This is a genomic window from Corynebacterium sp. 045007 (assembly GCF_040743205.1).
In the GTDB taxonomy this organism is placed as follows: Bacteria; Actinomycetota; Actinomycetes; order Mycobacteriales; family Mycobacteriaceae; genus Corynebacterium; species Corynebacterium jeikeium_D.
The window spans coordinates 106,455-120,512 of sequence record NZ_JBFLKW010000004.1 but is presented as its reverse complement, the minus strand read 5'-3'; the positions used below and the strand labels follow the sequence as shown (position 1 = coordinate 120,512).

Below are 14,058 nucleotides of genomic sequence, written 5' to 3'. Positions count from 1 at the left end.
ATGCACAGAATATCTGAAGCTCTTATCTAGAATTGTCGCTTCGATTTGTAGCGCTCAGAGATGGCACGCCAAAGCTGGTGTACACAGCTTCGCGGACTGACGACCATCACATCCTGCAGCTTCATGCTTCGAACTCATGAGATTCCACCTACAGTAAATACCATGACTGTTTCCCGCTTGCGCCCCTTCGGCGAGACCATCTTCGCCACCATGTCCCGCCTCGCTACCGAGCACGAGGCGATCAATCTTGGACAGGGCTTCCCCGACTGGGATGGGCCGGACGAGGTGCTCGCGGAGGCGCGACATCAGATAGCTGGAGGAAACAACCAGTACGGCCCCGGCCGCGGTATGAAGGTGCTCCGTGATGCCATCGTCGCCGATCGCGCCCGCCGCACGGGGCAGGTCTACGACGCCGACACCGAATGCCTCGTCACGGTCGGCGCCACGGAGGCGATTGCCGCCACCGCCTTGGGGCATCTCGAACCCGGCAGCCACGTCATCGTCATCGAGCCGTACTACGACTCGTACAAAGCCGTCATCGCACTGGCTAACTGCACATATACCGCGGTGCCGCTCATCCCCGCAGCTTCCGGCACGGCACGCTCCTGGTCGCTCGACCGCAGCGCGCTTGCCGATGCCGTCACCGCCAAAACGGCCATGATCATCATCAATTCGCCGCACAACCCCACCGGCACCGTCCTCGCGGACGAGGACTTGCAGGCCATCGCCGATGTCGCCATCGCAAACCATCTACTCGTGCTTGCCGACGAAGTCTACGAACGCCTGTACTTCAACGGATTGTCACACTCTTCCATCAGCGCTCTGCCCGGCATGCGCGAGCGGACCATTGTCGTGTCCAGTGCCGCAAAAACCTTCAACGTCACCGGCTGGAAGATTGGCTGGACGCTCACCCCGACCGAGCTACTCGATGGCGTGGTTAAAGCCAAGCAGTTCTTGAGCTATGTCGGTGCCACTCCCCTTCAGCCAGCCGTCGCCCGTGGCCTGCAGGAATGCGCACCGTGGGTGGACGAACTGGCGGGGCAGCTCGAGGGCAACATGCGGCTCCTCGCCGATGGCTTGGAGGGCCTTGGCGCCGATGTCTTCACGCCGCAGGCGGGGTATTTTGTCGTCGCCGATATCTCGAGCTGGGGGCTTGGCGACGCCCTGGAGACCTGCACCCGGCTGGTCAAAGAATGCCGCGTCGCAGCCATCCCCGTCACCGCTTTTGTGGATGACCCAGAGTCAGAAAAGTACCGCTACCTGGTACGGTTCGCTTTCTGCAAGCGCGCCGAGGTGATTGAGGAGGCTATTGCGCGGCTACGGGATTATCTTGCTGCCCGGCCTGCAGCTGGCGAATCTGATTCAGCGGCTGAATAATCCGCTCCCAAATCCGGTCGACCTGGCGCACGAGGTCCTCCTCGGTGCCTGAGTTTTCCAGAACCACGTCGGCGAACTGCAGGCGCTTGTCATCGCTGATTTGCTTAGCGATGCGCTGCTTCGCATCCTCTCGGTCTACACCGCGACTTTCCACCAGACGGTCGAGACGGACCTCCACTGGGGTGTGCACAACCACGACGAGGTCCTGCGCTTCCGACTGCCCCATTTCAATCAACAGCGGAGAGTCAAAAACAATGATGGCGTCACCTGCCGCGTTGAACTGCTCTTCGGTGCGCTGCTCAATACGCGGGTGGGTGATGGAGTTCAGCAGCTCCGTCTTCTCCGCTGATACGAAGGCCCGCTTCGCAAGCTCGCCGCGGTTGAGGGAGCCGTCGTCAAACAAAATGCCCTCGCCGAAAGCTTCGGCGAGTTCGGCCAGCGCCGGTTCCCCGGGTTCGACGACATCGCGAGCGATCTGATCAGCGTCGATGATGACAGCACCGAGCTCGGCAAACCTACGGGCGACCGTAGATTTCCCACTGCCCATGCCGCCGGTTAGTCCTACTTTGAGCATGTCTCTAAGGGTACGTGGACACGCCCCCGCACGTTAGTGCTTTACGACGAGATCCTCGATGCGGTGACCCTCTTCAACGGGATCTGGGTTGACTGGGGCCGGGGCGGTGCCGTTACCGAATGGGCTGCCACCAAGGGCCTCACGGCCGTGCGGCTGGAGCAGGTCAGAGAGCTCCGGCCCCTTCGGGACAATCCCTAAAGGATTGAGGTCGCGATGGACTTCGTAGTAGTGGCGCTTGATATCGACGAAGTCAGTGGTGTCGCCGAAGCCCGGAGTCTGAAAGAGATCACGCAGGTAGTTGTATAGAACCGGCATCTCGGAAATCTTGCTCCGGTTGCACTTGAAGTGGCCGTGGTAGACAGCATCGAAGCGGATGAGGGTTGTGTAAAGGCGAATGTCGGCCTCAGTGATGTGGTCGCCAATGAGGTAACGGCGGGTCTCCAAGCGCTCAGAAACCTTGTCTAGGGCATTGAACAGCCGGTCGTAAGCTTTGTCGTAGGAGTCCTGCGAGCCTGCGAAGCCGCAGCGGTAGACACCGTTATTGATCTCGGTGTAGATGAACTGCATAAGCTCATCCATTTCCGCACGCAGCTCCTCCGGGTAGAGATCCGGGGCGCCGTCACGGTGAAACTCGGTCCACTCGGTAATGAAGTCCAAGGTGATCCGGGGGAAGTCATTGGTCACGACCTCGCCCGACTCGATCTCGACGATGGCCGGAACAGTAATACCGCGCTGGTAGTCCGGGAAACGCTTGAGGAATGCCTCCTGCAGGCGCTCGTAGCCTAGTACTTCGTCACGGCCACCTGGTCCCTTGTCGAATGCCCAGGAGCGGGCATCGTGCACTGGCCCTGGAATTCCGACTGAAATTGCATCTTCCAAGCCGAGCAGCCTGCGAACGATAAGCGTGCGATGCGCCCACGGGCAGGCGCGAGCTGCAACAAGGCGGTAGCGACCGGCTTCAACGGGCCACGTCTTAATTCCGTCGCCTACCTCTCGACCGTTCTTAACAATGCGGTCGTTGATATAGCGGGTGTCGCGGTTAAAGTCCTTACCCTCCTGCGAGTACACACCGCCTGTGGAGTGGGAGGAATCCTCTACGTGATTAGCGTTATCTACCTGTTTGGCTTCGTCCTTTGTTGTCATGTCACCAATCATATGGGTAGAGAGACGGGCTGTCAACGGCAGTAAGGGCAGCCAGAGCCACCAAAATCGACAAGGCCACCAGGACATTAGGGCCCTTAGGGCCAATAGGACGGCTTGCGCTTCGCCAGCAGCCCGTTACTGTGCAGCAAGCCACTTCTGGTGAAGCGCAAGCCCGCTTTAGGCAACAGCGGCGCCACCTTTATGGCCCAAAGCCCCAACACCAGGACCAAAAATGCAGCAAGCTCCCAAGCCGCCGCTATAAGAACAAGGCCGAGCAGGTGCCCGTCGTAAAGCAAAGAAGGCACGAAAAAGCCCCAGCGAGGAAAACCTCGCCGGGGCGATTTCTCAAAGGGACGTGTAAGCCCTTAGCGGCCTAGCTTAGTTGCCAGCCAGCTTCTCGCGCAGAGCAGCGAGCTGCTCGTCGGAAGCCAGGGTGCCGCCTGCGTTGTCTGCAGCCGGTGCAGCCGGAGCAGCCGGGGCTGCCTCGCCGGACTCGGAGGAGTAGTTCGAAGCGGTCTCTGCAGCCTCGGCAGCTGCAGCGCGGTGACGCTCGATCTGGGCAGCGTGCAGCTGGTGGTGACGCTCTGCCTCTGCGTAGCGAGCCTCCCACTCTGCGCGCTGAGTCTCGAAACCTTCCATCCACTCGTTGGTCTCCGGGTCGAAGCCCTCCGGGAAGATGTAGTTGCCCTGCTCGTCGTAGGAGTCGCCCATGCCGTACTTGGTCGGGTCGAACTCTTCGGTGAAGTCCTCGTCAGCCTGCTTGAGGGACAGGGAGATACGACGACGCTCGAGGTCGATGTCGATGACCTTGACCATGACCTGCTCGTCGACGGAGACAATCTGGTCCGGAACGTCGATGTGGCGGGAAGCCAGCTCGGAGATGTGAACCAGGCCCTCGATGCCCTCCTCGACGCGGACGAACGCACCGAACGGAACCAGCTTGGTGACCTTGCCCGGAACAATCTGGCCGATTGCGTGAGTGCGGGCGAAGACGCGCCACGGATCTTCCTGAGTAGCCTTCAGGGACAGGGAAACGCGCTCGCGGTTCAGGTCGACCTCGAGAACCTCGACAGTGACCTCGTCGCCAACCTGGACAACCTCGGACGGGTGGTCGATGTGCTTCCAGGACAGCTCGGAAACGTGAACCAGGCCGTCAACACCGCCGAGATCGACGAATGCGCCGAAGTTGACGATGGAGGAAACGACACCCTTGCGGACCTGGCCCTTCTGCAGCTGGTGCAGGAACTCAGAGCGGACCTCAGACTGGGTCTGCTCGAGCCATGCACGGCGGGACAGAACGACGTTGTTGCGGTTCTTGTCGAGCTCGATGATCTTGGCCTCGATCTCCTGGCCGATGTACGGCTGGAGGTCGCGGACACGACGCATCTCGACGAGGGAAGCCGGCAGGAAGCCACGCAGGCCGATGTCGAGGATCAGGCCGCCCTTGACGACCTCGATGACGGTACCGGTAACCGGCTCGTCGTTCTCCTTGAGCTGCTCGATGGTGCCCCAAGCACGCTCGTACTGAGCGCGCTTCTTGGACAGGATGAGGCGGCCTTCCTTGTCTTCCTTGGTCAGGACCAGCGCGTCGATCTCATCGCCAACTTCGACCACTTCGTCAGGGTCGACATCGTGCTTGATGGACAGTTCGCGGGAAGGAATGACACCTTCAGTCTTGTAGCCGATGTCGAGAAGAACCTCGTCGCGGTCAACCTTAACGACGGTGCCTTCAACGATGTCACCATCGTTGAAGTACTTCATCGTCGAGTCGACAGCGGCCAGGAAATCCTCAGCGGTGCCAATGTCGTTGATGGCAACCTGAGGGACGTTAGAAGTGGACATATAAGATGTGCTCCGAAGCGGATAGAAATCGAAAAACGGACAATTTCGGCCTTGCCCCTCAAAGAAACTCCTGGACAATCGGGCCAAATCCGCTTTCGGCGAATCTCGCCATTGGCAATTAGTTAACCCGATGTCCATGAAGCTCGAGGCTGCAAAGTCGGCACGCTAATGCATACCTAGCGAACAATACCGATTTGAGCTGCGACATTCAAGTCCGCAACACATCCGCGACAAACCTGCAACAAGTCCGCCGACCAGCACTACGGCCCGACCTTCGCACCACTAATGCGCAGCAGTATCCCAGTTCACACCAGCACCGATAGAAACATCCAACGGAACCAACAATTCAGCCGCCGAGTCCATCTCCCGATGCAGCAGCTCCTTGATGGCTTCCTCTTCCCCATCTGCAACTTCCACAACCAGTTCGTCATGAACCTGCAGGAGGACACGTGAGCGCAACCCGCCCCGTCGTAAAGCATCGTCGACCCGGAGCATTGCAATCTTAATAATGTCTGCCGCCGAGCCCTGGATCGGCGAGTTCAATGCCGCACGTTCCGCGTTATCGCGAGCGATGCGGTTGTCGGCGTTGAGTTCCGGCAGGTAGCGACGACGATCGAACATCGTGGCCGTAAAGCCGTCCTTACGCGCCTGCTCAACAACCTTGTGCAGATAATCGCGCACGCCGCCGAAGCGCTCGAAGTAGTCCTCCATGAGCTTCTTCGCCTCGCGCTGCGGAATGTCGAGCTGCTGCGCCAGACCAAAAGCACTCAGACCATAAGCCAGTCCGTAGCTCATCGCCTTCACACGACGACGCAGCTCGGGCGTGACCTCATCAATGCCGACGCCGAAGACCTTCGAGCCGACGTAATTGTGCAGGTCCTCGCCCTGGCGGTAGGCCTCAATCAACCCCGGATCCTGCGACAGGTGCGCCATCACGCGCATCTCAATCTGCGAGTAGTCCGCGGTGATCAGCTGCTCATAGCCATCGCCGACCACGAACGCCTCACGAATCCGTCGCCCGAACTCCGTGCGCACCGGGATGTTCTGCAGATTCGGCTCCGTCGACGACAGACGCCCCGTCGCCGCGACCGTCTGATTAAAAGTCGTATGAATACGGCCATCATCAGCAACAGCCTTAATCAGCCCCTCCACGGTCGTCTTCATCTTCTGCGACTCGCGGAACTTCAGCAGGTAGTCCAGGAACGGATGCGGGTTGACCTTCGCCAGCCCCTCAATTTCCTTCGCCGCCGTGGAATAGCCCGTCTTCGTCTTCTTTGTCTTGGGCATTCCCAGCTGGTCAAACAGAACCTCTTGCAACTGCTTCGGCGATCCGAGATTCAGCTCAGGCTTATCGACGAGGTTGCGAGCCTCACTCTCCGCCTCATCGGTAGCCGCCTGCGCCTGCTTGCGGAGCTCCTCGAGCGCATCAACATCGACAGCGATACCGGCGCGTTCCATCCGACCCAGCACTGGGGCGAGCGGGACTTCCAGGTCGGCGTACACGCTGTAGAGCCCGGCCTCGTCGAGTTCGACAGCCAATCGCTCAGCCAGGTCGATGACGGCGGCGACATAGGAAGCGTCTTCGGCCGGGCCATCGAGCAGGGTCATCTGGCCCTCGGCCTGCGAAAGAGTCTGGCCCAGGTGACGCTGGACGACGTTGTCCAAGCTGTAGCTGCGCTGGCTTGGGCGCAGCAGATACGCAGCCAGGAAGGTGTCGTGGATGACCCCGGCCAGCTCGAAGTCGTAGTTCCAGAGTGCATGCATGGCCGTTTTAGAGTCATGCACCAGCTTCGGATGGTCGCCAGCGAGCCACTCGCGCAGTGCGTCGGCATCTTCGGCGGAAAGATCACCCAAGTCGAGAGAAACAGCCTGGCCGGAGGTCTTGCCCTTCTCATCTGCGGAGCCAATCATCAGGGTGTGCTCCCCGACCTGCAACGCGGCCGGCTCGTGCAGATTATCGAGCCAGGCAGCCAGGGCGCCGTCGTCAAGCGAAACAGCCTCGAGCTTTGTCGCGCTGTCGCTGATGGAGGCAGTGACGCCCGCGCCTTCGATGGAAAGGGTGCGGAAGACGCGTTCGCGAAGGTTGTCGCCGAATTCGAGGCGGTCGAAGAAGTCGATGATTCCCTGGGCGTCGGCGGGACGGAGCTCGAGCTCGTTCGGACCGTACGGCAAGGGCAGATCCTTGACCATTTCGGTGATGTCGCGGTTCAGCTGGACGTTTGCGACGCGCTCGCGGAAGTTATCGCCGACTTTGCCGCGGATTTCGTCAGCGTGGTCGATGAGGTTTGCCAGCGTGCCGTACTGAACGATCCACTTCGTCGCGGTCTTCTCGCCGACCCCCGGAATGCCCGGGAGATTGTCGGAGGGGTCGCCGCGGAGAGCCGCGAAATCCGGGTACTGAGTCGGCGTCAGACCGTACTTCTTCTCGATAGCAGCAGGCGTGAAGCGATGCAGCGTGGTGACGCCGCGCATTGGATAAAGCACCGTCGTGGTGTCGTTGACCAACTGGAACGAGTCACGGTCACCAGTGACGATGAGCGTTTCGAAGCCCTCAGGCTTGGCTTGGGTAGCCAACGTCGCGATAATGTCGTCGGCCTCGTAGTTGTCCTTTTCCAGCGTGACGATGCCCATCTCTTTCAGCACCTGCTGAATAAGCGGCACCTGACCACGGAATTCCTCAGGAGTCTTCTCACGCTGGGCCTTATACTCCGGGAAAATCTCGTTGCGGAACGTCTCGCGGGCGACGTCGAAGGCGACCGCCACGTGCGTGGGCTTTTCCTCGCTGAGGATATTGGACAGCATAGAAAGGAAGCCGTACACCGCGTTCGTTGTCTGACCACCGGTGGTTGAGAAATTATCCACCGGAAGGGCAAAGAACGCGCGGAAGGCCATGGAATGACCGTCGATAAGCATGAGGGTCTTCTTCATGACATCCCAGTGTAGGAAAATATTGAACAGCGTAGGAAAACCGAGATACGCGCTGAGGAATCGCGAGCTGCGGAGGATGAGCTGTTGGCCGGTCAGCTTCAGTGAACAATAATTACGGTAATCAGGCTGCATTTTGAAACGGATTCAGCAGCCCCTTAGTCCACCTGAACAGTGATTCGCAAGAGTGAGCCTCTCGAGCGTCGCTTGGCACCTGGTTTCAGTTTCCGAAATGCTGTAATCCAACTTTAATATTCGCCTTATTTTCCTGGAGTTTTTCCATATTTTCCAGCGATTGTTCAACAGCATGCACGGAACCTGCCCCAAATGAGGCACCTAGAAATTACCCCCTCTTTGAGGTGGCCGCGAAAACATATCACCACGTCCTGCGCATGCCTCTGAAATCAATTGGCGTAGTTACGCTTTCATGGCTTTAGACTCTTCAGCATGAGTGAGTTCGATTCGACCGATTTCCAACGGAGCGCCCAGTCCACCCGCGAGCGCATCATCGCGGCTGCAGCTCGGCACTTCGCGCGCAAGCCTTTGCGAAGCGTGCCGCTGAAGGAAATTGCCAGCGATGCGGGCGTTAGCGCGCCGCTCATCATCAAGTACTTCGGCTCCAAAGAAGGTCTCATGGCCGAACTGATTGACTTCAGCCAGTTCAAAGGCACACTCAGCCGAGCTCCCTTCAATGAACTTGGCCAGCGGATGGCCAGCGCTATTTTGACTGGTCAAGGAATGGCCGGACAGTCCATGATTCCACTGATTGTCGGATCCCTCGACTCCGAGGAAACCGCAAAAGTCATTTCCGAGCGGTTCAATGAAGCTGTTGCAGATGACCTAATTCGCCGCGTCGAAGCGGACGGACCGGAAGACGTTAGCCACGACACTGCTGTGCACCGCAGCCAGATGGCTATTTCCCTCTGCGTCGGATACCTAGTTCTTTCCGACACCGGCCTAATCGATGAGGCCAACGCGCCGAGGATTTCGGTTGAGGCCCTGGGCAGCTGCCTGCAGCAAATCATCGAACACGGCTAAGAACCGAGCACGGCTAAGAAAGCAGCTCCACTGCCCACCGCCTACTGCCCCCCCCACTGCCACCGACTACTCCTGCGTAACTCACTGAATCAGCAGCGCCACCCCAGGCGCTGCTTTTTTGTTTTGTGTCTTTAATCGCACCCCGAAGCTACTAATACACACACGGAAATACGCTTCTTCTCAGGTGGAAGACATACAATGGCCTGCGATGTCTACTGAAAATACGAGCGCTCCTGGCGCAGAGTCGACCACGCTGCCGACCACGAGCCCCTACTCTGAAATCCCGAAGCCGACCCCGCTGGGTGTCATCGCCAACGCAGTTCGCGGTGGCCTCATTGGTCTCGCCGAGACGATTCCGGGGGTCTCCGGCGGAACCCTTGCGCTGATCACGGGCATCTACGGACGCCTGATTGAATCGGCCAAGCGCATCACCGACCTGCCGCGGGCAATGTCGAAGGGCACCTTCAAGGAGGACCTTCGCAGAATCGACTGGTGGCTGCTCATCCCGGTGGCTATCGGCATGGTTGCCGTGGTCTTCTCCATGGCAGGCGTCATGGAGAACTTCGTCACCAACCAACCAGTCGCTTCTCGAGCACTGTTCATGGGCATGATCGCCGCCTCGATCACCATGCCGCTGAACGAGCTACAGCCGGGTGCTCTGCGTCAGCCGGGCATGCGCGGCAAGGCCATCGCTGTCTTCCTGTTCTTCAGCATCGCCCTGTTCGCGCTGACCTCCCTCCCCCAGGCCGCACCGACGCAGCCGCCTCTCTGGCTCGTACTCATCGCCGCCTCGATTGCCGTGTGCGCGCTGGTTCTGCCGGGTGTTTCGGGCTCTTTCTTCCTGCTGGTCATCGGACTCTACGCACCGACCATGGGCGCAATTCACGACCGCGACTTCGCCTACATCGGCACTTTCTTCGTCGGCGCGCTGATTGGCATCGTCCTGTTCATCCGCTTCCTCGAATGGCTGCTGAGTACGCACCAGGCGCTCACGTTGGTCGCCATGTCCGGCCTCATGCTCGGTTCGCTGCGCGCTCTCTGGCCGTGGCAGACCGAAAACAACGAGCTCCAGGGCATCGGCTCCGACTGGGGACTCGCCCTCGGACTGTTCATTCTCGGCGCCGCAATCGTCAGCGTCGTCGCTTATGCGCAGCGCCGTTTTTCTAATTCGGGGTCGATGGACTAAACTAGTCAAAGTCGCTTCGATAGAGCATTTTCGCTTATCGACGGCTTTGCGCCCCTGTAGCCCAATTGGCAGAGGCAACGGATTCAAAACCCGTCCAGTGTGAGTTCGAGTCTCACCGGGGGCACGATTTGAAAACCCGCTTTCACCTGGCTTTTAGCCTGGTGGGGGCGGGTTTTTGCTTGTCTGCGTATTCACTATCTTTCACTCTTTTTCACGCACTTTCACGGGTATTTTGCACCAAAAATGCACCACGAACGCACCACACAATTGCGCCGTAAAGCAGCAGGATTCACAATCCCAAGAGTTCGGCTGTGAAATCGCACTTTTCGAAAACAGTATCGTTGCCCCAACCCGCCCTGTAGGCATGAAAAAACGCCCCGCTGGCGAACCGTTCGGAAATCCCGAACAACTCAAACCAGCGGGGCAAAGATTCTTGAGTTATGTCTCGGTCGGTGGATTCCTGGCTGTCGGTAGCGCCTGCGAATCCCCAACAATCCCAGTCAGTCTCGCCAAATCCGGCTGCGGTGCGGCACCCTCCGCACCACAACGCGCCCAATCAATAAACTCGCGCAGCCAACCAATCGCATCCGTGAGACCACGGCGAAGCAAATGCGTCCGGTCCTCCTCCACACGAAGCATCGCCTCCGTGTCCCGCAGGCGACTCTCGACGCTATCGAGCCGGTCCTCAAGCTTCTTAATCCGATTGTCCTGGCTCTGCAGCAGCGTCCCATTGAAAGCCACCGACGACTCTTCTTTACGGCCCTTCCAACCAATCCACGCCACGATAATGCCGACTATGGCTCCCGGAATGGAGTTAATTAAGTTTCCCCAGTTGATCTCCATGCGCAACCTCCCCACGGGAGCGGTTTCGTCCCATCACTGTGGCAGACGCAGCCGCAGTAATAGCCAACAGCAGATAATTCTTCGCGCTCACCCACATTCGTGACCCATCGTGAATCGCGTCAATCGCATACGAGCTCGCCCACATTGTCAGCAACGCCCCGCAGATTGCAATGCCCGCGGTTCGGCTGGCCCTTCCGAGTGCCGCCCACTTCCCTTTCGGCGGAGTGGCCGCACCAATAGCCAGAAGCAGCGATGCGGCCGCCCATGCCAACGCCGGGCTACCGGCGGGCAGCGCTGCCTCGACTGGTGTGAGTGCGGTCACCGAATGCCCGTAGTATCCGGCGCTGGTGGCTGCAGCATAGATTGCCCAGACCGTAGCGATGAGGCGCGGGTTGAACAGTTTTTCCGTCACCGCGCCAACCCCTACTCGCCCAACCGGTGCTCACCGACATACTCGCCGGCATTGGTGGTCGCAGCGGCGGTTCCCAGGCCGAGAACCGGGGCAATAACCGCCAGCAGCGCATCCATCTGCACTTCGCTGCCCCAGCCGAGGTAGACGCCGAGGACACCGAGCGCTGCGGCGAGACCGTAGACGGCCTGACGCCATGGTGTGTCAGAGTGCAGCAGAGCGAAGATGAGGGTGACGGTTGCGATGATGACACCGGTGATGGCTGGTGCTGCGGTGTCGTCCAGGACGCCCCAGGATACGAGCGCTGCGACGAGCGCTGACGCTACCGCGTACCAGCTGGCACGAGCAGACGCTGGAATGAAATTACGAATGGTTTCCATGATTGTTTCTCCTTCTTTGAGGTATGAAAAATGCCCGCGCCGGTATTGACGCAGGCATGAAAAAAGCACCCCGGCGGGGTGCTTACTTATTGTTAGCGACAAGCTGCCTGAGCTCATCGAGTTGCTTCTGTAGCTCTCCTACCTGCTGCCGCAGTGCGAACACTCCCGCGTCCGCATACATGATGTAGTCAGCAAGTGGTGCGATGTGCTTCGAGCCAGGAACATGGCTCTTGCACGGAGTGTTGAGCGTAAGCGGTGCGGTCATAGGTGCCTCCTTTTTCTTCACCGCAGTGGAATACAGATAGCCCTTGGGTGGGATCATTGTTGCGAGCTGCTCGAACGTGACCCACGACCCGTAGGGCTGAAAGCCGCTATCGGCGAGCCATACATGCCGCTGCCCCGCGTCATCGACGGCATAGCCCATCACGCACAGGTAGTGGTAGACCGTGCCTCCGGAGTACGCGAGGTTCTGACGGCTCTTGTAGCTGGCGCGCGGGTAGTTCGACGGTGGGGCCACAATGTTGGCCAGCACGCCGAACCCTGCGTCAATGCTGGCGGTGACTCGCTGCCACAGCTGGTCTCGCTGCGCCCCGGTTGGCGGGTCATTCGGCATTTCCGCCAAAGCCCACTTTCCCGCAGGCGCGTGCCTGTCGAGCACAGGCTTAATCTGGCCAATCCAGTCGGTGCCCCGCGTCGTTGTGCCCATCTCACGTGCCAGGGTCGCCTCCGGCAGAAGAACACCGGTGGCGGCTCTGATGATGGTTTGAGCCGACGCAGGGCCACAGTTGTAGCCGGTGTCTTGCCAGATCTGGTCACGCCGGTAGTCGAGCATCTTTTCCATGGGTTTCCTTTCTCGTCCCGGCTGAGGCGCAGGCTGTGTCGCACGTGCGCCTGTGAAAACGAGTTTGAGTTGGTCGATGGTTCCCCTATACGCATTGACATCAACCTTGAAGCCAGCGACAAGACCGTTTGAGCCGTACTGCAGAATGTCTGGCTTCTTGTTGCCGAGTGGGTAGTCCCACCCTCTGTGGTTGTCGCCGCCATCACTGTCGTATGCGGCGCGGTATGGCAGTGTTCGGTTGCGGCCGTAGTTGGATACCCACAGAGCTCCGAGTCCGGACATTGACGGTTCGCCACCGGGCATGTTCTCCCAGTACCACGCGCCGCTGTAAATGCCGGCGACAATGTATCCGCGTTTTTCTAGCTCGCGTTTGGCTGCCCACACATCATTTTTTGTGAGCAGCTTCCGATTTCCTGCGACGCTCTCTACGTCAATCCACACCGGCAGGTCACGGCGCCCACCCATCTGCTGATCGATGACATCAACCTGCTGGGCAATTGTCGTTCCCTCGGACGGTGCGCGCAGGTACCAGTAGGTCGCAATCAGAAGCCCGGCGCGTTCTGCGTCTTTGAGGTGCGAGTGGAAAACTTTGTCGCGGTAGGTGCCGTCGCACAGTCGTAGGATTGCGAAGCTGATGCCTTCACTCTTGGCCTGTGTGAGGCTCATGCCGTTTTGGTGTTCTGAGACATCAACGCCGAATATTGTCATCTCTTTGTCCTCCCTTGTTTGGGTATGAAAAAAGCCCCCTGTGGGGGCTAGGTGGAGTAGATAGGGGCTAGAAGCTCACACACCGTTTTGTATGAAATGCCGATGTTAATCGGATTGCCGTCCGTATAAATCGTCCCGTAAACACCGGTTTTGATTTCCGTCACGGGAAGCATTTGTGAGCCACCCTTAGCGCGAATCATCAAGTCCTCTACTCCGATGTATGGCTTGAGTCGCGTTTGTTCGCCGTTTTGCGTGGCGACTTGGTTGGTGTAGCGGGCTCGTGACGTGAATTCGGCTACGACTCTGTATCCGGTGATGGTTCTGCTTGGCCATATTTTTTTGGTGCCGACGGTCACCGTTTTCACTAGCCCCCCCCGACACGGATACCCTTGGCTTTGTTGAGTACAACCATTCTTTTTACCCCCACACCGGCTGGTAGAAACTCAACTGGTCGCCTTTTTTGGCTATATCGCTAGTCAGTCTTGAAGATATGATGATTTGAGATCCTGCAGTGCTATACCGAACGTATGTCACCAAATAGTGCCTTCCGTTAGCCCCTCTTAGATATAAGTCTTTAATATCTTTTAGGGCATTGAATTCATCTTTTTCCGTCTTATAAAAGACAATCTTGTTTGTGTCAGAGTAAATAACTGAGGCCTCGTATGGCCCGGCGATTTTGTTCCAGCCCACGATCTTTTTGGCTTGCCAGATGACTCGGCCAGCGACACGCACGAACTGCACTAGCGCCCGGCCACGGTACACGCCCTTCACACGGTTTAGAACAGGCATGGG

Annotated in this window: 14 protein-coding genes and 1 tRNA gene; 4 read left to right on the top strand and 11 right to left on the bottom strand. The window is 58.7% G+C overall.

The features are described 5' to 3' along the window. Window positions 1-162: 162 nt before the first annotated feature. Window positions 163-1,377 (top strand): aminotransferase class I/II-fold pyridoxal phosphate-dependent enzyme, encoded by a 1,215-nt coding sequence (locus tag AB1Z34_RS03765; RefSeq protein WP_016422921.1) that lies wholly within the window; start codon window positions 163-165, stop codon window positions 1,375-1,377. On the opposite strand, the gene coaE is transcribed toward AB1Z34_RS03765, so the two are convergent. From coaE to polA, 5 genes are all read right to left on the bottom strand, one after another. Next, window positions 1,307-1,951, bottom strand: coding sequence for a dephospho-CoA kinase (coaE, locus tag AB1Z34_RS03760; protein WP_042388750.1), 645 nt, complete (start codon window positions 1,949-1,951; stop codon window positions 1,307-1,309). The genes AB1Z34_RS03765 and coaE overlap by 71 nt on opposite strands. A gap of 33 nt (window positions 1,952-1,984) precedes the next feature. After that, window positions 1,985-3,106 (bottom strand): glutathione S-transferase family protein, encoded by a 1,122-nt coding sequence (locus AB1Z34_RS03755; RefSeq protein ID WP_367157921.1) that lies wholly within the window; start codon window positions 3,104-3,106, stop codon window positions 1,985-1,987. 83 nt (window positions 3,107-3,189) lie between these two features. After that, complete coding sequence (locus AB1Z34_RS03750) at window positions 3,190-3,399, bottom strand: hypothetical protein (protein ID WP_258225304.1); 210 nt, start codon at window positions 3,397-3,399, stop codon at window positions 3,190-3,192. 73 nt (window positions 3,400-3,472) lie between these two features. Further along, window positions 3,473-4,936 carry a 30S ribosomal protein S1 gene (gene rpsA, locus AB1Z34_RS03745; RefSeq protein WP_005510285.1) on the bottom strand — a complete coding sequence of 488 codons (1,464 nt, stop codon included), beginning with the start codon at window positions 4,934-4,936 and terminating at the stop codon, window positions 3,473-3,475. A 282-nt stretch (window positions 4,937-5,218) separates the two neighbouring features. Further along, the gene (polA, locus tag AB1Z34_RS03740) at window positions 5,219-7,849 is read right to left on the bottom strand and encodes a DNA polymerase I (protein ID WP_367157935.1); all 2,631 of its coding nucleotides are present in this window, start codon (window positions 7,847-7,849) and stop codon (window positions 5,219-5,221) included. A gap of 459 nt (window positions 7,850-8,308) precedes the next feature. On the opposite strand from polA, the gene AB1Z34_RS03735 reads away from it, so the two are divergent. The 3 genes from AB1Z34_RS03735 to AB1Z34_RS03725 all read left to right on the top strand — a co-directional run bounded on the left by AB1Z34_RS03735 (window position 8,309) and on the right by AB1Z34_RS03725 (window position 10,209). Beyond that, window positions 8,309-8,899 carry a TetR/AcrR family transcriptional regulator gene (locus AB1Z34_RS03735; protein ID WP_367157920.1) on the top strand — a complete coding sequence of 197 codons (591 nt, stop codon included), beginning with the start codon at window positions 8,309-8,311 and terminating at the stop codon, window positions 8,897-8,899. A gap of 208 nt (window positions 8,900-9,107) precedes the next feature. Next, window positions 9,108-10,085, top strand: coding sequence for a DUF368 domain-containing protein (locus tag AB1Z34_RS03730; protein WP_049170338.1), 978 nt, complete (start codon window positions 9,108-9,110; stop codon window positions 10,083-10,085). A 50-nt stretch (window positions 10,086-10,135) separates the two neighbouring features. Beyond that, window positions 10,136-10,209: transfer RNA gene (locus AB1Z34_RS03725), tRNA-Leu, on the top strand. 314 nt (window positions 10,210-10,523) lie between these two features. Here AB1Z34_RS03725 and AB1Z34_RS03720 read toward each other — a convergent pair. From AB1Z34_RS03720 to AB1Z34_RS03695, 6 genes are all read right to left on the bottom strand, one after another. Beyond that, window positions 10,524-10,928 carry a hypothetical protein gene (locus tag AB1Z34_RS03720; RefSeq protein WP_070852161.1) on the bottom strand — a complete coding sequence of 135 codons (405 nt, stop codon included), beginning with the start codon at window positions 10,926-10,928 and terminating at the stop codon, window positions 10,524-10,526. Continuing rightward, complete coding sequence (locus tag AB1Z34_RS03715) at window positions 10,900-11,340, bottom strand: hypothetical protein (RefSeq protein ID WP_070437659.1); 441 nt, start codon at window positions 11,338-11,340, stop codon at window positions 10,900-10,902. The genes AB1Z34_RS03720 and AB1Z34_RS03715 overlap by 29 nt, the downstream gene beginning before the upstream one ends. Window positions 11,341-11,351: 11 nt before the next feature. Continuing rightward, window positions 11,352-11,717, bottom strand: a complete 366-nt coding sequence (locus tag AB1Z34_RS03710; protein ID WP_070437662.1) for a hypothetical protein — start codon at window positions 11,715-11,717, stop codon at window positions 11,352-11,354. Window positions 11,718-11,799: 82 nt separating this feature from the next. Beyond that, entirely contained in the window at window positions 11,800-13,266 is a 1,467-nt protein-coding gene (locus AB1Z34_RS03705; RefSeq protein WP_367157919.1) for a GH25 family lysozyme, read from the bottom strand. A gap of 47 nt (window positions 13,267-13,313) precedes the next feature. Then, the gene (locus AB1Z34_RS03700; protein ID WP_367157918.1) at window positions 13,314-13,631 is read right to left on the bottom strand and encodes a hypothetical protein; all 318 of its coding nucleotides are present in this window, start codon (window positions 13,629-13,631) and stop codon (window positions 13,314-13,316) included. Between the two features lie 52 nt (window positions 13,632-13,683). Further along, entirely contained in the window at window positions 13,684-14,055 is a 372-nt protein-coding gene (locus AB1Z34_RS03695; RefSeq protein ID WP_070437668.1) for a hypothetical protein, read from the bottom strand. Window positions 14,056-14,058: the final 3 nt, after the last annotated feature.